The organism is Isoptericola sp. Y581 (assembly GCF_059445475.1).
This window is the reverse complement of sequence record NZ_JCAIUK010000007.1, coordinates 145,112-170,099: the sequence shown is the minus strand read 5'-3', so window position 1 is coordinate 170,099 and position 24,988 is coordinate 145,112. Positions and strand designations below refer to the sequence as shown.

27 protein-coding genes are annotated in these 24,988 nt (G+C 72.9%); 14 read left to right on the top strand and 13 right to left on the bottom strand.

Translation table 11 applies throughout. From position 1 onward, the window contains the following. Positions 1-120: 120 nt before the first annotated feature. Positions 121-969 (bottom strand): DUF4352 domain-containing protein, encoded by an 849-nt coding sequence (locus AC1C2W_RS14630; RefSeq protein WP_495413487.1) that lies wholly within the window; start codon positions 967-969, stop codon positions 121-123. A gap of 355 nt (positions 970-1,324) precedes the next feature. Between AC1C2W_RS14630 and AC1C2W_RS14625 the strand changes: the two genes are divergently transcribed. The 3 genes from AC1C2W_RS14625 to AC1C2W_RS14615 all read left to right on the top strand — a co-directional run bounded on the left by AC1C2W_RS14625 (position 1,325) and on the right by AC1C2W_RS14615 (position 4,226). Then, a complete protein-coding gene (locus AC1C2W_RS14625; protein WP_495413486.1) occupies positions 1,325-2,602 on the top strand; it encodes a sensor histidine kinase in 1,278 nt (425 codons plus the stop codon). 10 nt (positions 2,603-2,612) lie between these two features. Then, a complete protein-coding gene (locus AC1C2W_RS14620; RefSeq protein ID WP_495413485.1) occupies positions 2,613-3,251 on the top strand; it encodes a response regulator transcription factor in 639 nt (212 codons plus the stop codon). Positions 3,252-3,362: 111 nt separating this feature from the next. Beyond that, entirely contained in the window at positions 3,363-4,226 is an 864-nt protein-coding gene (locus AC1C2W_RS14615; protein ID WP_495413484.1) for an HNH endonuclease, read from the top strand. A 58-nt stretch (positions 4,227-4,284) separates the two neighbouring features. Here the strand turns inward: AC1C2W_RS14615 and AC1C2W_RS14610 are convergent, their stop codons facing one another. Beyond that, positions 4,285-4,842, bottom strand: coding sequence for a small multidrug efflux protein (locus AC1C2W_RS14610; protein ID WP_495389987.1), 558 nt, complete (start codon positions 4,840-4,842; stop codon positions 4,285-4,287). Between the two features lie 173 nt (positions 4,843-5,015). Here AC1C2W_RS14610 and AC1C2W_RS14605 point away from each other — a divergent pair, with 173 nt between their 5' ends. The 5 genes from AC1C2W_RS14605 (at position 5,016) to AC1C2W_RS14585 (ending at position 8,333) form a co-directional block, all read left to right on the top strand. Then, positions 5,016-5,318 (top strand): putative quinol monooxygenase, encoded by a 303-nt coding sequence (locus AC1C2W_RS14605; protein WP_495389986.1) that lies wholly within the window; start codon positions 5,016-5,018, stop codon positions 5,316-5,318. Between the two features lie 3 nt (positions 5,319-5,321). Continuing rightward, entirely contained in the window at positions 5,322-6,479 is a 1,158-nt protein-coding gene (locus tag AC1C2W_RS14600) for an FAD-dependent monooxygenase (protein ID WP_495413483.1), read from the top strand. 101 nt (positions 6,480-6,580) lie between these two features. Then, a complete protein-coding gene (locus AC1C2W_RS14595; RefSeq protein ID WP_495413482.1) occupies positions 6,581-7,174 on the top strand; it encodes a DUF6318 family protein in 594 nt (197 codons plus the stop codon). A 1-nt stretch (position 7,175) separates the two neighbouring features. Further along, a complete protein-coding gene (locus AC1C2W_RS14590; protein WP_495413481.1) occupies positions 7,176-8,171 on the top strand; it encodes a hypothetical protein in 996 nt (331 codons plus the stop codon). Between the two features lie 39 nt (positions 8,172-8,210). After that, on the top strand, positions 8,211-8,333 hold the full coding sequence (locus tag AC1C2W_RS14585; RefSeq protein WP_495389982.1) for a hypothetical protein: 123 nt from the start codon (positions 8,211-8,213) through the stop codon (positions 8,331-8,333). On the opposite strand, the gene AC1C2W_RS14580 is transcribed toward AC1C2W_RS14585, so the two are convergent. Beyond that, the gene (locus tag AC1C2W_RS14580) at positions 8,320-9,492 is read right to left on the bottom strand and encodes an FAD-dependent oxidoreductase (RefSeq protein ID WP_495413593.1); all 1,173 of its coding nucleotides are present in this window, start codon (positions 9,490-9,492) and stop codon (positions 8,320-8,322) included. The two genes, AC1C2W_RS14585 and AC1C2W_RS14580, sit on opposite strands and share 14 nt — an antisense overlap. Before the next feature lie 123 nt (positions 9,493-9,615). Between AC1C2W_RS14580 and AC1C2W_RS14575 the strand changes: the two genes are divergently transcribed. The 3 genes from AC1C2W_RS14575 to AC1C2W_RS14565 all read left to right on the top strand — a co-directional run bounded on the left by AC1C2W_RS14575 (position 9,616) and on the right by AC1C2W_RS14565 (position 11,952). After that, on the top strand, positions 9,616-9,981 hold the full coding sequence (locus AC1C2W_RS14575) for a nitroreductase/quinone reductase family protein (protein ID WP_495389980.1): 366 nt from the start codon (positions 9,616-9,618) through the stop codon (positions 9,979-9,981). Between the two features lie 109 nt (positions 9,982-10,090). Then, positions 10,091-10,507 carry an Hsp20/alpha crystallin family protein gene (locus AC1C2W_RS14570; RefSeq protein WP_495389979.1) on the top strand — a complete coding sequence of 139 codons (417 nt, stop codon included), beginning with the start codon at positions 10,091-10,093 and terminating at the stop codon, positions 10,505-10,507. A 221-nt stretch (positions 10,508-10,728) separates the two neighbouring features. Next, positions 10,729-11,952 carry an NAD(P)/FAD-dependent oxidoreductase gene (locus AC1C2W_RS14565; RefSeq protein ID WP_495389978.1) on the top strand — a complete coding sequence of 408 codons (1,224 nt, stop codon included), beginning with the start codon at positions 10,729-10,731 and terminating at the stop codon, positions 11,950-11,952. A 32-nt stretch (positions 11,953-11,984) separates the two neighbouring features. On the opposite strand, the gene AC1C2W_RS14560 is transcribed toward AC1C2W_RS14565, so the two are convergent. Then, on the bottom strand, positions 11,985-12,296 hold the full coding sequence (locus tag AC1C2W_RS14560) for a MerR family transcriptional regulator (protein ID WP_495413480.1): 312 nt from the start codon (positions 12,294-12,296) through the stop codon (positions 11,985-11,987). A gap of 51 nt (positions 12,297-12,347) precedes the next feature. Here AC1C2W_RS14560 and AC1C2W_RS14555 point away from each other — a divergent pair, with 51 nt between their 5' ends. Further along, a complete protein-coding gene (locus AC1C2W_RS14555) occupies positions 12,348-13,538 on the top strand; it encodes a class I SAM-dependent methyltransferase (RefSeq protein WP_495413592.1) in 1,191 nt (396 codons plus the stop codon). A 12-nt stretch (positions 13,539-13,550) separates the two neighbouring features. On the opposite strand, the gene AC1C2W_RS14550 is transcribed toward AC1C2W_RS14555, so the two are convergent. Further along, on the bottom strand, positions 13,551-14,402 hold the full coding sequence (locus AC1C2W_RS14550) for a VOC family protein (protein WP_495389975.1): 852 nt from the start codon (positions 14,400-14,402) through the stop codon (positions 13,551-13,553). Beyond that, complete coding sequence (locus AC1C2W_RS14545) at positions 14,399-15,130, bottom strand: TetR/AcrR family transcriptional regulator (protein WP_495389974.1); 732 nt, start codon at positions 15,128-15,130, stop codon at positions 14,399-14,401. Before AC1C2W_RS14545 ends, AC1C2W_RS14550 begins: the two co-directional genes overlap by 4 nt. Before the next feature lie 98 nt (positions 15,131-15,228). On the opposite strand from AC1C2W_RS14545, the gene AC1C2W_RS14540 reads away from it, so the two are divergent. Continuing rightward, entirely contained in the window at positions 15,229-16,128 is a 900-nt protein-coding gene (locus tag AC1C2W_RS14540; RefSeq protein ID WP_495413479.1) for an LLM class flavin-dependent oxidoreductase, read from the top strand. Between the two features lie 23 nt (positions 16,129-16,151). On the opposite strand, the gene rbsD is transcribed toward AC1C2W_RS14540, so the two are convergent. From rbsD to AC1C2W_RS14515, 5 genes are read right to left on the bottom strand one after another with little or no spacing between them, the layout of a single operon-like run. Further along, a complete protein-coding gene (gene rbsD / locus AC1C2W_RS14535) occupies positions 16,152-16,547 on the bottom strand; it encodes a D-ribose pyranase (RefSeq protein ID WP_495389972.1) in 396 nt (131 codons plus the stop codon). A gap of 40 nt (positions 16,548-16,587) precedes the next feature. After that, positions 16,588-17,574, bottom strand: coding sequence for a substrate-binding domain-containing protein (locus tag AC1C2W_RS14530; protein WP_495389971.1), 987 nt, complete (start codon positions 17,572-17,574; stop codon positions 16,588-16,590). Between the two features lie 37 nt (positions 17,575-17,611). Further along, positions 17,612-18,586: an ABC transporter permease gene (locus AC1C2W_RS14525; RefSeq protein ID WP_495389970.1), complete on the bottom strand. Its 975-nt coding sequence runs from the start codon at positions 18,584-18,586 to the stop codon at positions 17,612-17,614. Next, positions 18,583-20,109: a sugar ABC transporter ATP-binding protein gene (locus AC1C2W_RS14520; RefSeq protein ID WP_495413478.1), complete on the bottom strand. Its 1,527-nt coding sequence runs from the start codon at positions 20,107-20,109 to the stop codon at positions 18,583-18,585. The genes AC1C2W_RS14525 and AC1C2W_RS14520 overlap by 4 nt, the downstream gene beginning before the upstream one ends. After that, entirely contained in the window at positions 20,106-21,143 is a 1,038-nt protein-coding gene (locus tag AC1C2W_RS14515) for a LacI family DNA-binding transcriptional regulator (RefSeq protein WP_495413477.1), read from the bottom strand. Before AC1C2W_RS14515 ends, AC1C2W_RS14520 begins: the two co-directional genes overlap by 4 nt. A 297-nt stretch (positions 21,144-21,440) precedes the next feature. Here AC1C2W_RS14515 and AC1C2W_RS14510 point away from each other — a divergent pair, with 297 nt between their 5' ends. Then, a complete protein-coding gene (locus AC1C2W_RS14510; protein ID WP_495413476.1) occupies positions 21,441-22,202 on the top strand; it encodes a CPBP family intramembrane glutamic endopeptidase in 762 nt (253 codons plus the stop codon). Positions 22,203-22,627: 425 nt separating this feature from the next. Here AC1C2W_RS14510 and AC1C2W_RS14505 read toward each other — a convergent pair whose 3' ends face one another. Next, positions 22,628-23,725 (bottom strand): Gfo/Idh/MocA family protein, encoded by a 1,098-nt coding sequence (locus tag AC1C2W_RS14505; protein WP_495389966.1) that lies wholly within the window; start codon positions 23,723-23,725, stop codon positions 22,628-22,630. A 16-nt stretch (positions 23,726-23,741) separates the two neighbouring features. Beyond that, positions 23,742-24,896, bottom strand: a complete 1,155-nt coding sequence (locus AC1C2W_RS14500) for a Gfo/Idh/MocA family protein (protein ID WP_495413475.1) — start codon at positions 24,894-24,896, stop codon at positions 23,742-23,744. Positions 24,897-24,988 lie beyond the last annotated feature (92 nt).

Below are 24,988 nucleotides of genomic sequence, written 5' to 3'. Positions count from 1 at the left end.
CTGCCGACGGTCTTGACGCGTCCCGGGATGACCACCAGGGCGATTGCCGAGCGCGGACGTCTCTGCCCGCCAACCTCGGGGAGAGGCTGTCGGGCAGAGACGGTCATCAGGTCGCGGGCATCACTTCACCGCGACCTGCACGCCCCCGGAGAAGATCGAGTCGTGCAGCTCGAGGGTGGCCGGGATGGCCTTCTTCGGGAGGTCGAAGACCACGACGCCGTCGACCTTGTTGCCCGGGTTGATCTCGTTGAGGAACGAGTTGGACTCGTCGAGGTAGATGGCTGCCTCGGTGTCCGTTGAATGGGTACGCCCCTCGGTGTCGACGAGCTCCTGGCCGGTGCCGTCGAAGAACTGCGCCTGGTCGCCGATGTTCTCCACAGTCATGTGGACGAGCACGAACTGGCCCTGCGCCTTCTCACTGAGGTACTCGTTGCCGATCTCCGTGCCGCCGTCCTCCAGGTCGGTGACGGTGAACTCGAACTTGCCGTCGCGGACCTTGTCTCCGACGGTGGGCAGCTTCTCGGCCTTCGCCGGCACCTCGGCCTTCTCGGGCTTCTCCGCCTCGGCGGCCGCATCGTCCGCCTCGGTGGTGTCAGCGCCCTTCGCGGTGTCGTCCTGCGTCGTGGCGGCGTCGGCCTCGGCGACGCCAGCGGCGCCGGCGCCGTCGTCGTCCCCGCCCCCGAGGCTACTGCTGATGATCGAGATCAGGGCGATCGCGCCGATTCCGGTGAGCACCTTGTGGCGGGCGAACCAGTTCTTGCGCTTCTCCGGAGGCGGCGTCTGCGGCGTCCAGCCCTGCGGCGGGCCGTACTGCTGGCCAGCCTGAGGCTGACCGTACGGCTGCTGACCGTACGGCGGCTGCGGCGCGTACTGCGGCTGCGGCGCGTACTGCGGCTGGCCCCGGTGCTGAGACTGCTGGGGCTGCTGCGGCGTGGGCTGCTGGGACGGGTCGGGGTACGGCGTGGACATGATGACTCCTGGAATGGACGGTGACGATCGGAACGGCACGATCGTCCGGCGCGGGCACACCCCGGCGGATCCCCTGCGCGGCTGGACCCGGCGAGCCGAAAGGTGGACGCCGGGGCCGCGTCGTCGAGCCGATCCGGCGACGGCGGCGCCCCGACGCCCGCCGTACGCTGCCCGCATGAATCCGCCGTCGAACCCCGCCGACCCGTACGGCCCACCGCCGTCGGCCCCGGCCCAAGGCTCCCCGGCTGCGCCGTATGGGCCGACGGCACCCGAGCCGCTCCCCCCGCCACCCGTGCCTCCCTGGCCGCCTCGGCGCGGCCGGCGGTTCTGGAGCGTCACGGGGACGATCGGCGCGATGGTCGTGGCGTGGTTCTCCGCCATGGTCGGGCTGGCGTACGCCTCCCCGGGGCCGGAGCTCAGCGGCGGCGAGCTCGCGCTGGCGCTGCTGTGGTTCGTGGTCGCCGGCGGGGTCGCGGCGGCGATGTGGTGGCGGATGTCGCACCCGGTGGTGGTCTGTCTGGCCACCGCCGCGGTCGGCATCGTCGGGCCGCTGGGCGCGGTCGCGCCGCTCATCGCGCTGCCGTGGGTGATCGCCCGGACCGACCTGCGCCGCAGCTTGCTGTGCGGCGGGGCCACCGCCGTCGCGCTGGGCGTGTCGCTGTGGCGGGACGCGTCCCGCGAGGTCGACGTCGTTTTCGCGGTGGTGCTGGAGAGCGGCCGGACGTCGTTCATGTCGCCCGTGGGGTATGTCGTCATCGGCGTGCTGGGCCTCGCCCTGGCCGTCGGCATCGGGCTGCTGCGCCGGCTCCTCAGGGCCAACGCCGACGCCGACGCCGCGCGCCAGGCCGCACAGGAGGCGACCGTCGAGGCGCACGCCGCCCGGCAGGAGGCGACCGTCGAGGCGCGGCGTGCCGACCGCCTTCGGGTGGAGTCGGAGGCGCTGCGGACCGAGCTGACGCGGCAGGAGGAGCGCGACCTCATCGCGCGGGAGATGCACGACACCGTCGCGCACCAGCTGTCCCTGGTCTCGCTGGAGGCGGTGGCGCTCGAGGTGTCCTCGGACGACCCCGACGTCGGCGAGGCCGCGCGGTCGATGCGGTCGTCAGCGCACCGCGCGCTGGAGGAGATGCGCACGCTCATCAAGTCGCTGCGCGAGGGCGCCGACGAGTACACCGGCGTCGCGCCGTCGCTCGGCGATCTCGCGGAGCTCCTCGATGGCGCACGGGAGCGCGGCGTCGACGTCACCGCCACCGTATTCGTCACCGACGCCGAGGCCGCGCCGCCGGTGCTGACGCGCGCCGTCTACCGCGTGGTGCAGGAGTCGTTGACCAACGCCGCCAAGCACGCGCCCGGCACGCGGGTGGACGTGAGCGTGCGCGCTCGGCCCGGCGCCGGGATGGACGTTGACGTCCGCAACGGCCCGGGCGCTGACATCTCGGGTGCCGTGCCCGGCGGTGGCGCCGGGATCTCCGGGATGCGCGAGCGGTGCGAGGCGTTGGGCGGCACATTCGACGCCGGCCCGCAGGACGACGGCGGGTTTCGGGTGCAGGCGCACCTGCCGTGGGCTTGCCCCGGTGCCGGAGGCACCGCCCGAGCCGCGCTGACCTGCGCGCCCGACGCCGCCCGTCGCTAGGGTCGGCAGTGTGGTCAGGGTGATGGTGGTCGACAACGACGCGATGGTCCGCGGTTTCCTACGCACGATCCTGACCCAGAGCGGGCTGGCCGTCGTCGCCGAGGCCGCCGATGGCGACGAGGTGATCACCGCCGTGCAGGCGTACCACCCCGACGTTGTCCTCATGGACCTACGAATGGAGCGCATGGACGGCATCCGCGCCACGGCTGCCGTGGTGGCCCTGCCCTCCGCGCCCGGGGTCATCGCGATGACGTCCTTGGACACCGAGTCCGCCATCCTCGACGCTGTGCATGCCGGGGCGTCCGGGTTCCTTGCGAAGGACTCCGGGCCCGACGAGCTCGTCGCGGCTGTGCGTGCCGTCGCCGACGGCGAGGGGGCGTTGTCGCCACGCGCCGCCCGGATCGTCATGGAGCAGGTGAGCGCGAACCCCGCTGCGCGTGGTCAGCGCGAGGCGCGCGATCTGCTGGCACAGCTCACCGCGCGGGAGCTGGAGATCGCGAAGTGTGTCGCCGAGGGGATGTCGAACGCCGCCATCGCGCAGCGGCTGTTCCTCGGCGAGGCGACCATCAAGACGCACCTGACCCGCGCCACCACCCGGCTCAGCGCCAACCGTGTTCAACTGGCGCTGCTGGTGGACCGGGCGGGGTGAAATCGCCTGTCACCTGCCACGTTGCTCACGCGAACTCTTGCGGGAGCGCCCCGGCGATGGTGAGCTCCTCGGGTGGAGTCAGCGGTCGAAGCAGAGCTTCGCAAGCAGATCATGGCGTGGGTTGCAAAGCGTGCTGAGTCCAACGGCGGCTTCCTCCACCGCGACGAGCTGCTCGACTTCCACCTCGATGGCGAGAAGCTGCCGGTCATCGACTACTCCCGCGGCATCCGCAACCCCGCCACGTTCCACTCGACGCTCTCCATCGTCAGCGCCGCCAACGGACCGTACGACGACACGGAGTCCGACGACGGACTGCTGCACTACGCGTACCGCAAGGGCGACCCCTGGGCCGGCGACAACAAGAAGCTGCGCCATGCCATGGAGACCGGCATGCCGCTCCTCCTGTTCCGCAAGGAGATCGCGAACATCTACACGCCGGTGTTCCCGGTGTACGTGGTGGATGACGAACCGGAGAACCGGCAGTTCCTCATCGCCCTCGACGAGGCGTTCACGTTCCTGCACGACCCCCGCCACCTCACCGCGCCGCAGCGAGAGTACGCCCTCCGGCTCGCGAGACAACGCCTGCACCAACCGGCCTTCCGCACCCGCGTGCTCGTCGCCTACGACACCCAGTGCGCGATCTGCGAGCTCAAGCACGGCTCCCTGCTCGACGCCGCGCACATCGTGCCGGACGGGCACGCGCTCGGCGCGCCGACGGTGAACAACGGCCTCGCGCTCTGCAAGATCCACCACGCCGCGTACGACCAGAACATGCTCGGCGTGACGCCGGACTACGAGGTGCGGATCTCGTTCCGCCTGCTCGAGGAGATCGACGGGCCGATGCTCAAGCACGGCCTCCAGGAGATGCACGGCCGCCAGCTCTCGCTGCCGCAACGGCGAACCGACCGCCCCGATCGCGATCACCTCGACTGGCGCTACGAACAGTTCGGCGCCGCAACGGGCGTGCGCTGGTGACTCCAAGGCTGGGCCGTCCCAGAACCTGCCCTGGTCGTGGCCGGCTTCGTCGTCGTTGTCACCGGATGGCCTGGAGGACGCCGCTGATGACGAGCGCGGTGGCCGTGGTCCATGCGACGATCGCGGCCGCCTGCCAGATGAGGATGCGGACCTTGCCGACGCCCGAGGCAGCGAGCATCGTGGCCGTGAACTGGGTCGGCAGCAGCGCGGGCCCGAGCAGGCTCACGCCCGGTACGCCGTAGCGTTCGTAGGCGCGCTGGAACTTCGCCCGGCGCGCGGAGCTGCGAGCTTCATCGGGCTCCATGGCCGGTGCTGACTCCATGGCGGACCAGCCGCCGACCGTCGCGCCGACCCGTGCCTGGGCGTTCGCACGATGCCGGGTGACGACGGCGTTGCGCGCACCGGAACCGAGCAGCACCAGCGCCGCCACACTGAGGAAGTTGCCGATCATCGCTGCAACGGCAGCGACGACCGGGTGGATGCCGCCGAGGATGCCGATCGCCACGCCACCTTCGCCCTCGATGAAGGGGATGGCGCCCGCGGCCGCCACGATCAGCGGCTGCACGAGCTCGGGCACCTGGCCCATGAGGTTCTGGAGGGTTTCGACGAGGTCCATGATCTGCTCCTGTGGTTCGTGGGTCGGGGTGACCCCCGTGCTGACTCCAGTCCACCGTTCGCGCGCGCAGCGCGTAAGTGTCCGTTGTCAGCAGCTTCTGGGCACTTCGCACGCCGCACCCGTGACATGTGTCATGCCCCCCGTCGCCTGATGAGCCGCTAGCGTCACGACCCATGACCTACGCGAACGTCGGCACGCTCGGCACAGCCCCCGGACGGCGCGACGAGCTCGTCGCGCACCTCACGCAACGCAGTACGGAGCTGGCGGACGCGGGCTGCCTGCTCTACGAGGTCGGCGTCAGCGACGACCAGCCGGACACGGTGTTCGTCGCCGAGCTGTGGATATCGGCGGAGGCACACCGCGCGTCGTTGCAGCTGCCCGCCGTGCAGGCGTCGATCGCCGCGGCCCGCCCGCTGCTGTCGGGCGACTTCGGCGGGTTCGACTTCACCGTCGTCGGCTCGCCGCTGAGGGGCTGACCGATGCCGGACGAGCGCACCGCCGTCGTGATCGGCGGCGGCATCGGCGGCCTGGCGTCGGGCGTGGCGCTGGCCCGCCAAGGGTGGGACGTCACGGTCATCGAGCGTGCGACGTCGCTGGACCCGGTGGGCGCGGGGATCGCCGTCGCGCCGAACGCCGTGCGGTCGCTGGACGCGCTGGGCGTCGGGGACGCGACGCGCGACCTGGCCGCGCTGCAGGGCGAGGTCGGCCTGCGCAGCCCGGACGGGCGGTGGCTGCTGCGCGGCCGGGCGGAGGAGTCGACGTCGCTGTTCGGCGACCGCACGCTGCTGCTGCACCGCGCACAGCTGGTCGGCCTGCTCGCGGACGCCCTCCCCGCCGGGTCGCTGCGCCTCGGCACGAGCGCCGTCGTCACCGATCCGGGCACGACGTCGCGGCCCGCGCGGGTCACGACCCCGGACGGCGACCTCGACGCGGACCTCGTGGTCGCGGCCGACGGCATCGGGTCGGCGACCCGCACCCGCTGGTGGGCGGGCGCTCCGGCGCCGGTGCCGGGCGGGTCGACGGCGTGGCGATTCGTCACCCCGCCGGTGCCGGGCGTCGTCGGCTCGGAGACCTGGGGTCGGGGGATCGTCGTGGGCGTCGCGCCGCTCGCCGACGGGCAGGTCTACGCGTACGCGTCGGTAGCCGAGGCCGCGGGCGTGCCCCGAGACCTCGACGAGCTGCGGGCCCGGCTCGCCGGCTGGCACGACCCGATTCCCGCGCTCCTGGCGTCGGTCGACGACACCGCGGTGCTGCGGCACGAGCTGCGCCACCTGCCCGCTCCCCCGGCGTCCCTCGCGGCGGGGCGTGTCGCGCTCGTCGGCGACGCCGCCCACGCGATGCTGCCGAACCTCGGGCAGGGCGGGTGCCAGGCGATCGAGGACGCGGTGGTGCTGGGCGCGCGCGTGGGCCCACGCGACGACGTGGCGGCGGCGCTGCAGCGCTGGTCGGCCGAGCGGCGGCCGCGGGTTCAGCGGGTGATGCGGATGTCGGCGCGGGTCGCCGGGCCCACCCTGTGGACGTCGGCGGCCGCCACCGGCGTCCGCGACACGGGAATGCGCGCCCTCGGCCGTTGGACGGAATCGCTCGGTGCCCGGGCCTTGCGGCCCGTGATGAGCTGGCACCCGCCCAGCAGCTGAGCCGCCACCTGCGGCGACGTCGTTGTCCACAGACTCCGAGTCAACCATCTGACGGATTGCCCTACAGTGACCGCGACGTCACCGCCGACAGGAGCCCCGTCATGACCCGCACCCGGGCCATCCTCGCCGCCACCTCCATCGCCGCCGCACTGCTCGTCGCCGGCTGCGACGGCGACGCGCCCGCGCCGCCGTCGCCCGAGCCGACCGCCACCAGCGCGAGCCCTGATGCCTCGTCGTCACCGTCGCCGACATCCAGCTCTGTCGTCGTCGCGCCAGAGCGGCCGAAGGCGATGGACGACGACGGCCCCGCGGGTGCCGAAGCCGCCGCGGTCTACTTCCTCGAGCTCGACGACTACATCATGAAGACGGGCGACACCGCCGAATGGGAAGCGATGTCGCACAAGAGCTGCGGATTCTGTGCAAAGCGACTGACGCAGGCGCAAGACATCCAGGAGCGTGGCTACACGTGGGAAGGCACCCAGTCCCAACCCCGTGTGACCCACACGTATGACCAAGACGCAGCGACGGGGATCTGGCCCATCGACGTCAAAATCACGCAATCGGTGAAGATCCTGGACTCGGCGGGCGAGACCATCCACTCCCCAGATTCCGAGAAGGTCGGCCTTGCGTTCGAGGTAGGCCGCAAGGACGACGAGTGGATCATCGTCGAGGTCGGCCAGGTGGAAGGTGACTAGCGTGCGTCTCTCCGCTCTCATCCTTGCGGGTGTACTTCTCGGCGTGTCCGGAGCGCCGACTCCATTGCTGGCCACCGCCACCGAGGCTTCCGGCGACGAGGCGTGGGGTCTTGGGGATGACAGCAACAACGAACTCACCGTCGGCCGTGAGGGCAGTTCGCGTCACGGCAACGGTGACACGGCGGAGGAATCCGAAGGGCCCCAGGACAAGTACACGCGCACCGACGCGGTGACGTGCGGGACGCTGGGCGACCTGGACTCCCTCAGCGGCATCGTGACCGCCCCCGGCGCGTGCCCCGACGGCAAGGACGTCGCGGAGATCATCGTGCCCTGCGACGAGAGCGAGTACGCGCTCGACGCGCTCTGGGTGCGGCGCGTCCAGGAGGACGGCTCGTACGGCGACGCGGAGCAGCTGTCGGACGACGAGTGCATCACCCCCGCGGACATCGCCGCCCAGGCCCGCCGCGAGTTCAAGTCGATGAAGATCGCCGCGCCGGAGGTGACGGTGCAGGGCAACCCGCCGATGGTGGTGAACGTGCACTACCCGGCGTACACGTCGGCCACGCCGCAGGACCGGCAGGTCACGCTGCTGGGTGTGCCGGTCGTCATCCGCGCGGAGCCGACGGAGTTCACGTGGGACTTCGACGACCCGTACTCGCCGGGCGGCAGCACCCTCACGACCACCGACCCCGGCCGGCCCTGGCACGACGGCGACCCCCTGCCCGACGCCACCTGGGTGGGGCACACCTACAGCCGCCTGGGCACGCCCGGCGCGGACGCCGGCACCGACGTGGACGACAACGGCAACGTGTACCGCACCGGCGTCGCGGTCTCGCTCACCACCACCTGGCAGGGCCGCTTCCGCGTTCAGGGGACCAGCACGTGGACCGACATCGCCGGCACGATCTCTACGACGAGCACCACGGGTCCCACCACCGTCACCGAGGTGCGAACCCACCTGGTCTGCGACGACCTCGAGGGCAGCACCTCCTGCTGAATCGCGCCGCCGGCACCACAGGTGCGGTGCGGGCTGCAGATGCCCGACGCCGTCGTCCTCGCCACCGCGCTCCACCTGGACGGCGCGGTGGCCACTTTCGACGACGCCCTCCGTCGTGCGGCCGAGACCCAGGGAGTCCTGCACAGCTTCACCGTAAGGTGACCGGTCGTCCCCCCCGGAGCCGCGCATCCGCCGGGCGCCCGTCGTCGTCGGAGTCCAGATACCGGACGATCCGCGCGACGGCTTCGCGCCCGGCGCGGTTCGCCCCCACGGTGGAGGCCGACGGCCCGTAGCCCACGAGGTGCACCCGCGGCTCGCCGTCCACCTGGGTGGAGTCCATCCGGATGCCGCCGCCCGGGGCGCGCAGCTGGAGCGGCCGCAGATGGTCCAGGGCGGCGCGGAAGCCGGTGTTCCAGAAGATGACGTCCACGGCGAGCGTCTCACCGTCGGCGGACACGACGCCGTCAGGCACGATCCGCGTGAACATCGGACGGCGCTGGAGCACGCCGCGAGCCTCGGCCGCGAGCAGCCGCGGCGTGCGGATCAGCCCAGTCACGGACACGACGCTCAGCGGTGGCAGGCCCTCGCGCACGCGGTCGGCGACCATCGCGACGGCGTGCGACCCGTCGTCGGGCCCGAACTCGTCGCGCCAGACCGGCTCGCGCCGCGTGAACCAGAAGGTCTGCGCCACGTGCGAGACCTCCTCGAGCAGCTGCACGGCGGAGATCCCGCCGCCGACGACGGCCACCCGCTCCCCGGCGAAGTCCTCGGCGCGCACGTAGTCGGCCGTGTGCAGCTGGCGTCCGCGGAACGTCTCCTGGCCCGGGTAGCGCGGCCAGAACGGCTTGGACCAGGTGCCCGTCGCGTTGACCATCGCCCGGGCGGCGATCACCCCCGACGTCCCCCGACCCTCCCAGCGCACCACCAGGTCGTCGTCTCCTCCGTCAGCGCCGTCCGCCCGCTCGACGCGGCGCACCCGCACCGGCCGCGCGACGGCGAGGCCCAGCTCGTCCTCGTAGTCGCCGAAGTAGGCGGGCAGCACGTCGGCGCTCGCGGCCTCGGGCTCGACGTCCGGCTGCTCGATTCCGGGCAGGTCGTAGATGCCGTTGACCGTGCTCATCCGCAGCGAGCGCCAGCGGTGCCGCCACGCGCCGCCGGGGCCGTCCTCGGCGTCGAGGACCACGAACGTGCGACGGGCCGCGCCGTCGACACCCGGCTGCGCACCCGCGGGCACGAACCCGCGGCGCCGCAGGTGATAGGCCACGGACAGCCCCGCCTGGCCCGCGCCGATGACGACGACGTCGGCCACGGTGGGCAGCACGTCGGTCGGGGTCACGACCACGAGAACGCCGGTCCGGCCTGCAGTCTTCCCTCGCGCCGCATGGAGTGCGCCACCGCGGAGGGCACGCCACCGCGGTCATCGTCCGGATCGTAGGCTGGCGAGGTGTCGGACACCGGAATCCCTGCGGCCCTCTGCGGCGCGACCACCTGCCGGATCACCACTCGCGGGCGCGTCAGCGGCGCGGCGCATGCGGTGACGGTCTGGTTCGCACCGGTTGGCACTCGGCTGTACGTCGCGGTGCGCGGAGGGCCTCGCAGCGACTGGCTCCAGAACGCACTCGCGCAGCAGCGGGTGGGCGTGAGCCGACGCAGCAGCTCATGGTCAGCCGCCGCGACGCTCGTCAGCGATCCAGACGAGAGCCGTCGTGCCGTCGAGGCGTTCGCCGCCAAGTACGCCCGGCACGGCTCGATCATCCGCGCCTGGCGCGCCGACGCTCCCACCTTCGCGCGGCTCGACCTCGACGTGTGACCTCCTGGCACCCGCCACGACGGGGATGATCGCCCTCGGCGAACCCGGAAATTGAGTCGAGGGCGCTCAAGTTGAACCCTTCAGCAGCACCCACCTGGAGGAGGACAGCATGACCACCACCCTGACCCGTACCCCGTTCGCCGACGCCTGGCTCCGCGACCTGTGGACGCCGCGTCTCGCGACCGAGAGCCCCGTGCCCGCGGCCGACGTGTACCGCGACGGCGAGGACCTCGTCGCCCGCCTCGACCTGCCGGGCGTGAACCCGGCCGAGGACGTCACCGTCGAGGTCGAGGGCCGCAAGCTCGTCGTGCGCGGCGAGCGCAAGGACCAGCGCACGGAGGAGTCCGAGGGCCGCCGCATCTCGGAGGTCCGCTTCGGCTCGTTCCGTCGCGTCGTCACGCTGCCGAAGGCCGTGGACGGCGACGCCGTCCGCGCGACCTACGACGCGGGCGTCCTGACAGTGACCGTGGCCGGCGTCTTCGCCGGCACCGCGCCGCAGCGCGTCGAGGTCACCACCGCCGCCTGAGGCGGAGGTGCAGCGAAGGGTGAGGGCCGAGGAACGAGGCCCTCGCCCGCAGCGGAACCGCAGACTCGGGCGGCCGACAACACCGCCGCCTGATCGCTCAGGCGCACGCCCGACGGCGTCCGGTCGCTTCCGCGACCCGGGCGCCGTCTGCATGTCCGGTGTCACGTCTCCGACCCCCACCCCGTCGTGGTGTCAGAACCGACGACGATGAGGGAGAGACGATGTCTGAGAAGAACATCAGCAAGGTCGTGGTGATCGGCGGCGGGTACGCCGGTGTGATGACGGCCAACCGGCTGACCAAGCGCGACGACGTGACGGTGACCCTGATCAACGCCCGCCCGCAGTTCGTGGAGCGGATCCGCCTGCACCAGCGGGTGGCGGGCTCGAACGACGCGGTCGTGAGCTACGACGAGATCCTGGCCGACGGCGTGCGGCTGACGGTCGGCACCGTGGACCGGATCGACGCGCCCGCGCGCCGGGTGACCCTGGCCGACGGCGGCACGGTCGGCTACGACTACCTCGTGTACGCGGTGGGCAGTACCAGCGCCGATCCGAGCGTGCCGGGGGCGGCCGAGCACGCGTATCCGCTCGCCAGCCTGGAGGAGGCGGACCGGCTGATGCCGGCGCTCGACGCCGTGGGTCGCTCGGCCGCGATCACCGTGGTCGGCGCGGGTCCGTCCGGCCTCGAGACCGCCACCGAGCTGGCGGAGCAGGGCCGACGCGTGACGCTGGTCGGCGGCGACGTGCTCGGCCCGTACCTGCATCCGAAGGGACGCGAGGTCGTCGCCGCGACGCTCGCCCGCCTCGGCGTCACCGTGCTGGCGGGCCCGTCGGCCACGGTCACCGAGGTGACGGCCGACGTCGTGCGGCTCGCCGACGGGCGCGAGATCCCCGGCGACGTGACGATCTGGACCGCGGGGTTCCGCGCGCCGGACCTCGCCGCGCGCAGCGGCCTGAGCACCGACGCCGCGGGCCGCCTGCTCACGGACGAGACGCTGACCAGCGTGGACGACGACCGCATCGTCGCCGCCGGCGACTCGGCCGCGCCGTCCGACCGGCCGTTCCGCATGAGCTGCCAGGCCGCGGGGCAGCTCGGCGGGGTGGCCGGCGACACGGTGCTCGCCAAGATCGCGGGCGAGGAGCCCGCACCCGCCGCGGTCGGCTTCCTCGGCCAGTGCCTCAGCCTCGGCCGCAGCGCCGGCCTCTTCCAGTTCGCCCGGCGCAACGACGACCCCGTGAGCCTCTACCTCGGCGGCCGCCTGGCCGCCAGGCTCGGCGCGGGGCTCAAGGAGCTCGTCTGCTGGAGCACCGTCAAGCAGCTCACCTGGGAGGCCCGAAAGCCTGGGCTGGTGCGGTTCCCGTCGTTCATGGCCGACCCGCGACGTCGCCAGGTGCTGAGCGAGCAGGCCGCGCCCGAGCGGGCCGACGTCGTCCGGGTTGCCTAGGTCGCGCCCCGCCGGCTCAGGCGGGCACGGGGTCACGACCGGCCGAGCCTGGTCATCTGGTCCTCGATCCGCCGGAGTCGCGACTGCATCGCGCCCAGCAGCTCGGGGCACCCCGCCCACTCCGGGACCTCCCCGACGGCGCAGGGCAGCACGTAGGCGATGTCCACGGACGACAGGCCCGCACCGAGCAGATGCCGGATCTGCCTGACCCGCAGTACGGCGTCCTCGCCGTACTCGCGATAGCCGTACGCGCCGCGGTCGGCGTCCAGGAGGCCCTGCGACCCGTAGTAGCGCAGCTGGTGGGCGCGGACTCCCGTCCGACGGCTCAGCTCCCCGATCCGCATCCCGCTCCCCCTTGACCTTCACACCGGTATGAACGTCGACGATGCACGGCCCTGCTCACGACGGCCGGTGTCGACGCCGCGGCATACGCCCCGTTCGCGCAGCAGATCGCGGCCGGGGTGGCCGGGTGGCTGCCCGGGTACGCCGCCCAGATCGACCGCGGTTCGTTCCCCGCCGAGATCTCGGCCCTGGAGACCGACGCACGCGCGATGTCGCACCTGGTCGAGGAGAGCGAGGCGGCGGGTGTGAACGCCGAGCTGCCGAGGCTGATCAAGGCGATGGCCGACCGCGCGATCGCCGCAGGGCACGGCGCCGAGCAGTACCCCGTGCTCATCGAGGAGTTCGGCAAGCCGTCGACGGCCGACCGGGCCCCGGCTCCGGCCCTAGCCCTCGAGCGCGTCCCACAGGACCCGCACCGCCTTCGGCCGGACGCCCAGCATCAACCCGTCGAAGCCGACAGAGCCGGTAGCGTGCCCGGCATGGCAGAGAGCTCCCCGAGGGCCCGGGATCACGTACGGCTGCGCGACGACGTCCGCCCGGGCGAGGAGGACAGGGCGTACCTGCCCGGCATGAGCAGCGCCTGGAAGATGCCCTGGTACGACGTGCAGAGCTGGTGGCGTCGCGCCGGCCGCCTGCACCGCCGCACGGTCGAGCTCGCGGGCATCACCGGCGGCCAGCACGTGCTCGACGTCGGCTGCGGCACCGGCAACCTCACGCTCGCCGTGCTGCGCACCGTGCCCGACGCCGTCGTCACCGGCCTCGACCCCGACGGCGCCGCGCTCCGCCGTGCGGCGCGCAAGGCCCGGCGGCGCAGGGTGGGCCGCACCGGCGACCTCACGCTCGTCCGCGGGTTCGCCGACCGGCTGCCCGCCGCCGACGCGAGCCTCGACCACGTCCTCTCCTCGCTCGCGCTGCACCACGTGCCGCTGGACGAGAAGGAGCGGTTCGCGGCCGAGCTCGTCCGCGTGCTCCGCCCCGGCGGCCGGGTCACCATCGCCGACCTCGACGCACCCGGGGGCCACGGGCACGGCGGCGGTCACGGGCACGGCGGCCACCCGCACGGGCACGGCGGTCACCCGCACGGGCACGGGGACGAGATCGGCGGCAACCAGCACCGCGAGGACAACGCCGACGGCGGCATCCAGCGGCTGCTCACGGACGCCGGCCTGGTCGACGCCCGCGAGGTGGGCCGCACGACGTTCATGGACACGCCGGTCATGTGGGTCCAGGCCGGCCGCCCCTGAGCGGTTCCGCCGTCAGGCGGATCCCTGCGGCGCGAACTGCGACAGCACCAGCTCGGCCCCCTGCGGGTCGCGCACCACCGCGCGGCGCTCCCACTCGTCGTCCTTCGTCGACAGCACGGTGCCGCCCGCCGCCCGCGCGGCGTCGGCCGAGGCGTCGCGGTCCGCGATCGCGAAGACGACCGACCACCGGGCCGGGCCGTCGGTGTGCTGGATCCCGGCGACGGCGTCGGCGAAGCCAGGCGGCGCAAACCCCACCTGACGCTCGAAGATGTCGGGGTCGGAGGTGGCGGCCAGGTGGTCGCCGTACCCCGGCACGCGGGCCATACCGATCGCTAGCTCCGGGTCCACCTCCCAGCCGAGGAGCGCCCCGTAGAACGCGACGGCGCCGTCGCGGTCGGAGGTCTCGAGGTTGCTGAAGTTCCACGTGCCCGGCGCGTTGACCACCTGCGCTCCGAGCCGGTACCCGGCCTGCCACAGGCGGCCCGGCGCACCCTGGGGGTCGACGATGCGCGCCATCCACCCCGCGACGTGGCCGGGCGGGCCCACGGGCTGGGCCGCCGAGGCGACGACCCCGCCCAGCTCGGCGACCCGCGCGGCCGCCGCGTCGGCGTCGTCCACGGCGAGGTAGGTGTGCCACTCCGTCCCGCCCTCGAACCCCGGGTCGGGGCTGGCGATCCCGGCGATCGCCGTATCGTCGGTGCCGTCCCACGACGCCACGACGTACCTCCCGGGCGCCCCGGGCGGCAGCTTGTCCGTGAACGTCCAGCCGAACAGTGCGCCGTAGAACGCGATCGCGGCGTCCACGTCCGGCGTCTCGAGGTCGATCCAGCTGGGTACCCCGTGCGGGTAGGTGTGTGACGTCATGCCTCCAGGCTGCTCCGCGCCACCGACATCGAGCCCGACATCGAGCCCCGCAGGTCGCCGATCCCGCCCTCGAGCATCGCCAGGGCCGAGCGCGTGAGGCGGCGGACGTCCTGATCGAGCTCGGCCACCCGGTCGTCGTCGAGCACGCGGCGGCGCACGTGCAGGAGGAGGGCGCGCTGCACGCCGACCAGCGCGGCGGCGGCCGTGCGGGCGAGCACGTCGACCTCGTCGTCCTCGGACGGGGTATGAGCCACCGTGCCCCGGGGCGCCCCGCCCGTTCCACGCCCCGCCTCCGCGGCGAGCTGCACCGCCAGGGCGTCGGTGTACCGGTCGGTGGCCTGCCGCTCGCGCGCCTGGAGCGCGGGGCTCGCGGCGACGACCCTGTGCAGGGTACGCAACCGCTCCGCCGCGCCCGGTTCCCCGGCCGAGGCCTGGGCGACGAGTCCGCCGGAGGCCGTCAGGGCGCGTTCGACGGCCGCGACCACGGTCTCTCCTTCTGCCCGCCCCGCGACGGTGGCGACCAGCCGGTCGCCGAACTCGTCGAGCCGCGGGAAGAACAGGTCCTCCTTGCCGCGGACGTAGTTGAACACCGTCGCGGGCGCGACCCCCGCGTCCCGAGCGATCTGCTGCACGGTCACGTCGTCGTAGCCGTGATCGGCGAACAGCCGCCACGCCGCGTCGAGGATCGCGCGCCGCGTGCGCTCCTTCTTCTCGTCCCGCAGTCCCACTCATCCACTCCTCGTCCGAGCCTGTACGGAAGTCTAGATCCAGACTAGTTTTAGAGTTACTCTAATTTTAGACCAACTCGAAAATTTGGAGACAGCCGATGCGGATCAGCATCAACCTCACCGACCAGTCCTGGCAGGGAACGGCGCCGACGGCGATCGCCGATGTCGCGCGCCGCGCCGAGGACGCCGGCGTCGACACGCTCTGGCTCCCCGACCACCTCGTCCAGGCCGACCCCACGGTCCCGGCGGACCACGACGACCAGCTGGAGGCGTTCACGACCCTCGGCCACCTCGCCGCGCTCACGTCGCGCGTGCGGCTGGGCACGATGGTGGCCGCGGCGACGTTCCGCGCCCCGGCCCTACTGGTCAAGGCCGTGACTACGCTCGACGTGCTCAGCGGCGGGCGCGCGTGGCTCGGCGTCGGCGCGGGCCACCACGGCGGCGAGGCCGCGGACATGGGTCTCGACCTGCCCGCCACCGGGGCTCGGATGGACCGGCTCGCCGACGTCCTTCGCCTCGCCCGCCAGATGTGGGCGGGCGACGAGAGCCCTTTCGTCGGCAGCGGCGGCCTCCGCCTCGAGCGCCCGCAGTGCCGGCCGGGTCCGGTGCACGAGGGTGGACCGCCGATCCTCGTCGGCGGCGCCGGCGAGCGCCGCACCCTGCGGCTCGTCGCCGAGCACGCCGACGCGTGCAACGTCTTCGACATCCCCGACGAGGGCGCGACGGTGCGGCACAAGCTCGCCGTCCTCGCCGCGCACTGCGCCGACGTCGGCCGCGACGTCGCGGACCTCGACCGCTCGCTCAGCGCGCGCCTGACGCCGGGCGAGCCCGCGGACAGCCTGGTGCGCCGGGCCGAGGCCGCCGCCGCATGGGGCATCACCCACCTCGTGCTCATCACCCCGGAGCCGTGGGGCGCGGCCGCGCTCGACGCCGTCGGGCGGGCCGTCGCCGAGGTCGCGACGCTCGAGGCCACGGTGCCGCAGCCCCTCGGCCGCTGACCGGCACGCTCAGAACGGCACGCTCAGAACGGCACGCCGCAGCGCAGGACGACGTTGGCGTACGGCGTCGCCTCGCCGGTGCGCACCACGAGCGCGGCGCCGGCGCTCAGCTCCTTGAGCCGCTCGTGCGGCACCGCGGACGGCTCGAGGCCGCGCGTCGTGACCCACCGCTCGACGACCGTGCCACGCGCCTCGTCCGCGATCGTGGACGCCTCGACGACGAGCTCGTCCAGCAGCGCGTCGAGCACCTGCTCGAACGTCGGGACCCCGGGCACGAGCGCGAGGTCGACGACGGCGACGGCGACCTCGCCGCCGCGCGGCAGCGGCAGCCCGCGGTCGGCGACGACGACGCGGTGGGTGTGCCCGAGCCGTGCGACCTCCCGGGCCAGGTCAGCGTGCAGGATCCCGCCGCGCTTCACTCCGGTACCCCCGACTCGCGGCGGCCCGAGCCGCCCGGCGTCACTTGACGAAGTCGGCGACGTTGTCCGCCGTCACCGTCTCGACGGGCACGGGGATCTCGGCGTCGACGCTCTCCCCCGCGAGCACCTTCGACATCACCTCGACGGCCTGCTTGCCCAGCTCCACGGGCTGCTGGGCGATCGTCGCGATCATCGTGCCGTCCTGCACGGCGGCCAGGCCGTCGTCGGTGCCGTCGAAGCCGACGACGGCGACGTCATCGCCCGCGCGGTCGCCGAGCGCCTGGACGGCACCGAGCGCCATCTCGTCGTTCTCGGCGAAGACGGCCGCCGCGTCCGGGTGCGACTGCAGCAGGTTGGTCGCGACGTCGAGCGCCTCCGCACGGTCGAAGTTGGCCGTCTGCGTGGCCACGACCTCGATGTCCGGGTAAGCCTCCAGGCCCTCGGCGAAGCCCTGGCCGCGGTCACGGCTCGCGGACGTGCCGGCCACGCCCTGCAGCACGATCACCTCGCCCTTCTCCCCGATCGTGGCGGCGAGCGCGTCGGCGGCCTGCTTCCCGCCCGCGACGTTGTCGCTCGAGACGAGGGAGCCCACCTCGGCACCGTTGACGGCCCGGTCGACGGCGACCACGGGGATGTCGGCCTGGATCGCGGGCCCGATGCCGGCGCCCGCGGCGTCGGAGTCGACCGGGTTGATGATGAGGCCCTCGGCGCCGCCGGTGACGGAGTTCGCCACCTGGTTGGCCTCGGTCGTCGAGTCGTTCTGCGCGTCGACCACCTCGAGCTCGATGCCGAGCTCGTCGGCGGCGGCCTGCGCGCCGTCGCGCACGTCGACGAAGAACGGGTTGTTCAGCGTGGACAGCGACAGGGTGACGGACTTGCCCTCGGCGGCGCCTTCGCCCTCGTCGCCCGATCCGCCGTCGCCGCCCCCGGTGTCCCGGTTACAGGCCGCGAGCGTGAGCGCGAGCGTCGTGCCGAGCGCGACGGTGGCCGTGAGGCGGCCGGTGCGTGTGATGCGGTTCCGCAGCATGGTTCTGCTCCCTGGGTGTGGGTGGGCGTGTGGGGTGTCAGTGGCGGGTGTTCTTGCGGCGCAGCACGTCGATCCCGACCGCGACCGCGATGACCACGCCGATCACGACCTGCTGCCAGAACGACGACACGTTCATGAGGTTCAAACCGTTGCGGATGACGGCGAGGATCAGGGCGCCGACGAGCGTGCCGGACACGCGGCCGACGCCCCCGGCGAGCGATGCGCCGCCGATGACGACCGCCGCGATCGCGTCCAGCTCGTAGCCCGCGCCGGCCTGCGGCTGCGCGGACGTGAGCCGACCGGCGAGCAGCATGCCCGCGAGCCCGGCGTACAGACCGGAGAGCGTGAAGACGGTGACGAGGACCCGGCGGACGCGGATGCCGGACAGCCGCGCCGCCTCGACGTTGCCGCCGACCGCGTACATCTCGCGCCCGACGACGGTCCGGTTGAGGATCAGCGACGCCACGAGGCCCGCGACGACCAGCACGAGGATGGGCACGGGGACGCCGACCACCGTGCTGCCGAGGAACGACACCTCGGACGCCGTCGCGATCGGGCGCCCGTCCGAGACGACGAGGGTGAGCCCGCGCGCGACCGACAGCATCGCCAGGGTCGCGATGAACGACGGCAGCCGGCCGTAGGCGACGGCCAGCCCGGAGACGGCGCCGGTCACCGCGCCGGTCGCGAGGCCGGCCACCACCGCGAGCCATCCCGGCATGCCGGCCGAGGCGTACGACCAGGCGGAGATCATGCCGGCCAGCGCCGCCACCGACCCGACAGAGAGGTCGATGCCGCCGGCCACGATGACGAAGGTCATGCCGAACGCGAGCACCGCGATGGTGGAGGCCTGGATGCCGATGTTCAGCAGGTTGGTTCCGGTGAGGAAGTCCGGGGTCGCGATGAACAGCGCGAGGCACAGCACGACGAGCCCGACCAGGGCGCCGTTCTCCGCGAGGAACCTGCCGACCCGGGCGCGTCCCCGGCGCGGGGCAGTGGTGGTGGCGGTGGTCATGACTCAGCTCCTTCGGCGCGGTCCTCGGCGTCCCGGTCGACGTCCCGGACCGCGAGGGACATGACCCCGTCCTGCGTGGCGCCCTCGGCGGGCAGCTCGCCCGCGAGGTGGCCGCCGCTCATCACGAGGATCCGGTCGCTCATGCCGAGCACCTCGGGCAGGTCGCTCGAGACCATGACGACGGCCCCGCCGGCGGCGGTGACAGAGTTGACGAACTCGTAGATCTCGACGCGGGCGCCGACGTCGACGCCTCGGGTCGGCTCGTCGAGCAGGAGCACGCGCGACCCGGCGAGCACCCAGCGCCCGAGGACGACCTTCTGCTGGTTGCCGCCCGACAGGTCGCCGACCACCTGGTCGACGTCGCGCATCCGCACCCGCAGGCGCTCGGACACTGATCCCGCCCGCCGGCGCTGGCCGGCGCGGTCGACGAGCCCGGCCCGCGCGGTGGACCGCAGCGTGGCGTACCCGAGGTTCTCCGCCACCGACGCGCCGAGCACCAGGCCCTGGGACTTGCGGTCCTCGGGGACGTGCCCGACGCCGGCGTGGATCGCGCCCGCGACGTCCTTGCGCCGCAGCCGGCGCCCCCCGACCCGCACCGTGCCCGCGTCGTACGGGTCCGCACCCGCGATCGAGCGCAACAGCTCCGTGCGACCCGCGCCGACGAGGCCCGCGACGCCCACCACCTCGCCCGCGCGGGCCTGGAACGTCACGCCCTCGAGCACCCCGGCGCGCGTCAGGCCCTGCACGTCGAGCAGCACGTCGGCCGGGCCGTCGTACTCCCGGCGACGTGGGAACTGGTCGTCGATGTCGCGGCCCACCATGAGCCGCACGAGCTCCGGCTCCGGCGTGCTCGCGGGCACCTCGTCGACGAGTCGCCCGTCGCGCAGCACGCTGACGCTGTCGCCGATCTCTGCGATCTCGTCCAGGTGGTGGCTGATGAAGACCATCGCCACGCCCGCCTCGCGCAGCTCCCGCACCACGCGGAAGAGCTGGTCGATCTCCGTCCGCGTCAGCGCCGCCGTCGGCTCGTCGAGCACGAGGATGCGCGCGTCGAGGCTCAGCGCCTTCGCGATCTCCACGAGCTGCTGACGTGCCACGCCGAGCTCGCCCACCTGGTGGTCGGGGTGGACGTCGAGCCCGATGCGGTCGAGCCAGCGGCGGGCCGTGGCGCGCATCGCCCTCCGGTCCAGCAGCCCACCGCGCTGCGGCATGCGCCCGAGCGAGATGTTCTCGGCCACCGACATGCTCGGCACGAGGTTGAGCTCCTGGTGGATGGTCCCGATCCCCAGCGCCTCCGCGGCCCGGACATCCGGCAGCGACACCTCGGCGCCGTCGACGACGATGCGGCCGCCGTCCGGCTGGTAGATGCCGGACATCATCTTGATGAGCGTCGACTTGCCGGCGCCGTTCTCGCCGAGCAGCACCTGCACGCGCCCGGGCCGCACGTGCACGGTCACGTCGTCGACCACGGTGACCGGGCCGAACGTCTTGGTCACGCCCTCGAGCGAGAGCACCGGGGTCATGCGGACCTCCTGGCGGGCCCGGTGGACCCGCGCACGACGAGATGGGCGGGCAGGACCGTCGACGCCGCCCGGCGCCCGGCGAGCAGCTCGCGCACGGCGTCGGCGGCGAGCGCCCCCATCCGTGCCGGGTCGTGCGCGACGACGGTGAGGGGCGGGGTGACGAGCGAGAACGCGGGCAGGTCGTCGTACCCGACGAGGGAGACGTCATCCCCCACCCGGACCCCGCGCTCGCGCAGCACCTCGAGGGCACCGAGCGTCATGGGCGAGTCCGCAGCGACGATCGCCGTGGGCGGGACGTCGAGGTCGAGCAGGCGGCGTGCCCCGGAGACCCCGCTCGCATACTGGAAGTCGCCCTGGGCGACCAGCGCCGGGTCCGGGTCGAGTCCCGCCGCGGCCGCCGCCTCGTGGAACGCACGCAGGCGCTCGCGCCCGGTGGACGTCTGCTGGGGGCCGGCGATGAGCCCGACGCGCCGGTGTCCGAGCCGCACGAGGTGGTCCACCACCTCGTGCATGCCCGTGCGGTTGTCGGAGGTGATGCTCGGGACGAGCGCCCCGCCGGCGCCGGCATCGCCATCCAGGTCCTCGAGCGTGCGGTCCACGAACACGATGGGGATGCCGATCCCGAGGATCTCGCGCAGCGTCCCGGAGCCGTCGCCCTGCGGGGCGATGACCATCGCGTCGACCCGCTGCGAGACGAGGAGGTCGAGGTAGCGGTCCTGCTGCTGGACGGACTCGTCGGCGTTGCACACGAGCGTCGCGATGCCGGCCCGGAGCGCGCGGCTCTCCACGGCGTACGCGATCTCGGCGAAGAACGGGTTGCGCACGTCCGAGAGCAGGATCCCGATCGTGCCGGTGCGGGTCCTGCGCAGCGAGGCCGCCCGGGCGTCCGGGCGGTAGCCGAGCGCCTGCACCGCCTCCTCCACCCGGGCCCGTGCCGTGGGCGACGTGGCCGGGTGCCCGGACAGCACGCGCGAGGCGGTCGCGACGGAGACCTCAGCCTGCGCCGCGACGTCGCGGATGGTCACCGACCGCATCCCGGCCTCCCACCGTGTTGGTTGAATCTGTCGAAACCCGCTGGTTGAGCCTGCCGAAAACCCGCTAGTTGAGCGTGTCGAAACCCGCTGGTTGAGCGTGTCGAAACCCGTGCAACCGTTTCCATGGAATCGGTTACACGATCGTGTCATGCCCGGTCGCGCCCGGGCAAGGGCAGCCGCCCGAGTGCCGCGCCCCGCGCACTCCAGGTACGTTGTCGCGGGCGACCGGCCCCCCTGACCTGGCACTTCGCGATTCCCTTCGCGACGAAGCCCCCGACCCCCGAGGAGACCCGCACCGTGCACCGCCTCCGCACCAGCACGCGCATCGCCCCGCCCGTGGTCACCTTCCTCCTCGTGACCGGGGTGGCCGCACCCCTGCTCGACGCGGCCCAGGGCGCACTGGGGCTGGGCGTCGACCTGGTCCGCCTCACCATGTTCGCGACGGTGGTCGGCGCCGCGGCCGTATGGGCCGTCTGGCCCCACACGCGCACTGCCCTCGACGTCTCTCGGACGGACACCGGGCGGGCGGTCGGGCTCGCCACCGTCCTCGCGCTGGCGGTGGCCGCGGTGCTCCTCGTGCTCGACCTCGCCGAGGGCGACCGGTGGTCCGTGCTCGATCCGTCGACGCTGTCCGCACCGCTGGTCGTGGTCCTCGTGGTCCAGGTGGTGGCTGCGGCCGCCGAGGAGGTCGGCTGGCGCGGCGTCGTCCAGCCCCTCCTGGAGCGGCGGTTCTCGCTGCTCCTGTCCGGCGTCGTCACGGGCCTGCTGTTCGGGCTGGGGCACGTCTACATGCTGGCCGACGGGGGAGCGGTCGTGTACGCGACGTTCGTCCTGTCCGCCGTGGGCCTCTCCGTGCTGCTCGCCGTCCTCACCACGGGCCGCTCGCTCGTCGCGCGCGTCGTGATCGGCACCGTCTTCCACTGGCTGATCAACGTCGTGATCCTGCTGCTCTTCTCGGACGGCGACGCGTCGCTGCTGTGGACGGCGAACCTGGCCGTCGCGTTCGTCGCCGTGGCCCTCGTGACGCTCGCGCTCCGCCGGCAGTTCACCCGCCGTTGACGCGCGTGTCACGGGCAACCCAACCATGGGCCGCGTGACCCTGCGACGACGCACCCTCACCACCGCCACGGCCCTGGCCGCGGCTCTCGCAGGGCGGCGCCGACCCGGCGCGCTACCGGTACGCGTACACCGCGCCGTCGAACACGGGGATCAGCATCGACATGCACCGCCGCTGACCACATCGCTGGTTGAGCCTGTCGAAACCCGCTGGTTGAGCCTGTCGAAACCCGCTGGTTGAGCCTGTCGAAACCCGCTGGTTGAGCTTGTCGAAACCGGGTTTCGACAAGCTCAACCAACGGCGGGCCGGATTTCGACAAGCTCAACCAACGGCGGGCCGGATTTCGACAGGCTCAACCAACGGCGGGCCGGGTTTCGACAGGCTCAACCAACGGCGGGCCGGGTTTCGACAAGCTCAACCAGTGAGATCAGGGCGTGAGCACCCGCGCGGTCTTCTGGGCGCGCACGCTCAGCTCGGCCGCCTTGAAGGCGTGCTCCTGCGTCATCGCGTTCTCGGTGCGCTCCAGGGAGTCGAGGATGAGCTGCCCGAAGAAGGGGAAGCCGACCTGGCCGTTCGCGACCAGGTGGTGCTCGCCCTCGCCGTCGACCAGGAACACGTGCCCGCCGCCCTCGCCGGTGGCGACGTTGGCGTACTTGCGCAGCTCGATGTACCCGTCGGTGCCGAGGATGAACGTGCGGCCGTCGCCCCAGGTGCTCAGGCCGTCCGGCGTGAACCAGTCGACGCGGCAGTACCCGGTGGCGCCGTTGTCCATGACGATGCCGGCCTCGCCGAAGTCGTCCAGCTCCGGGTGGTCCGGGTGGTGGTAGTTCGCGATCGCGGCGTGGCTGACCTCGGCGTCCTTCGCCCCCGCGTAGTGCAGCATCTGCTCGAAGTTGTGGCTGCCGATGTCGCAGAGGATGCCGCCATACTTCTCCTTCTCGAAGAACCAGTCCGGGCGGCCGGTGCCGAGCCGGTGCGGGCCCATGCCCATCACCTGCAGCACCCGCCCGATCGCGCCCCGGTCGATGAGCTGGTCGGCCAGCACGGCCGCCTCGACGTGGATGCGCTCCGAGTAGTAGACGGCGTACTTGCGCCCGGTGCGCGCGGTGGCCTCGCGGGCCGCCTCGAGCTGCTCGAGCGTCGTCAGCGGCGCCTTGTCCGTGAAGTAGTCCTTGCCCGCCTCCATGACGCGCAGCCCGAGCGCCGCCCGCTCGGAGGTCACCGCGGCGCCCGCGACGAGGCGCACCTCGTCGTCGTCAAGGATCTCGGCCTCGCTGCGCGCGACGCGCACGTCGGGGAACTTGGTACGCATCACCTCGACCTTGGCGGGGTCCGGGTCGTACACCCACTTCAGCGTGCCGCCCGCGCCGGCCAGCCCCTCGCACATGCCGTACACGTGCCCGTGGTCGAGGCTGGACGCGGCGAACGCGAACTCGCCCCGCTCCACCACCGGCGCGGGCACCGGGTCCGGCGCGTAGGCGGCGCCGCTCGCCGCGCCCGTGCTCCGGTTGCTCGTCGTGCTCATGCCTCGCTCGTCGCGTTCATGCCTTGGCTCCCACCGTGATCGCGCCCGGCAGCTCGCCGACCGACGCCGTCTTGGAGAAGAAGTGCGGGGCCCGCTCGACGAGGGTGCCCGTGCGATAGAACGGGTCGTCGGGGCCCAGGGGCAGGTCGACGGTGCGACGCTCGATGCCCGCCTCGTAGATGGCCGTCACCAGCTCGATCGCGCGGCGCCCGTCCTCGCCGTCCACGGCGGGACGGCGGCGCTGCCGCACCGCGTCGAGCATGTCGCCGATCTGCCCGGCGTGCCCGGTGTGCGCCAGCGGCCGGTGCGCGGCCGCGACGGCCTCGATCTCGGCCTTGCGGCCCACGTCGCCCTCGTCCGCCGGGAAGCCGTTGGGGTTCGCGAGCTCCGCCTCGACCTTCCACGGCTGCGAGACCCGCGCGTCGCGGCCCTGCACGACGATCGCCTGCTCCTCGCCGTGGGACACCACCGAGGCGGTGACCTCGGCCAGCGCCCGGTCGTACTGCAGCACGCTCACCGACAGGTCCTCGACCTCGGCGTTCTCGTGCGCCGTGTTGGCGAGCACCGACGTCACGGCCCGCGGGGAGCCGAGCATCCACAGGGTCATGTCGAGGTGATGGATGGCGTGGTTGAGGGTGCAGCCGCCGCCCTCGCTCTCCCACGTGCCGCGCCACCACAGGTCGTAGTACTCGGTGCTGCGCCACCAGGCGGAGCTGACCTGCGCGTGCGTGACCGGGCCGGCGAGGCCCGAGTCCAGCACCTCCTTGAGTGTGGCGATGTCGTCGCGGAAGCGGTTCTGCGCGACGACGGACAGCAGCCGGCCGTGCTCGCGCGCGGCCGTGATCATCGCGTCGCACTCCTCGAGGGAGAGGGCCATCGGCTTCTCGACCAGCACGTCGACGCCGGCGCGCAGGACGGCGATCGCGAGGGCGGCGTGGGTGGACGGCGGCGTCGCGACGCTGACGAGGTCGAGGTTCTCCGCGGCGAGCATCGCGTCCTCGTCCTCGTACACGCGGGCACCGTCGAGGCCGAGCTCGGCGCGCACGGCCGCGGCCCGGCCGGGCGCGATGTCGCACAGCGCGACGATCTCGCACTCCTGCCCGAAGCGCTGATAGGCGTCGATGTGCGCTCGGGAGATCCCGCCCGTGCCGACGATCCCGATGGTGAGCATGGTTCCTCCGATGGAACGGCATGATACGTATCATGTGAACGAAGATCAGAGTGGCCGCAGGGCGCGGACATGTCAAGACGGCGAGCGACGGA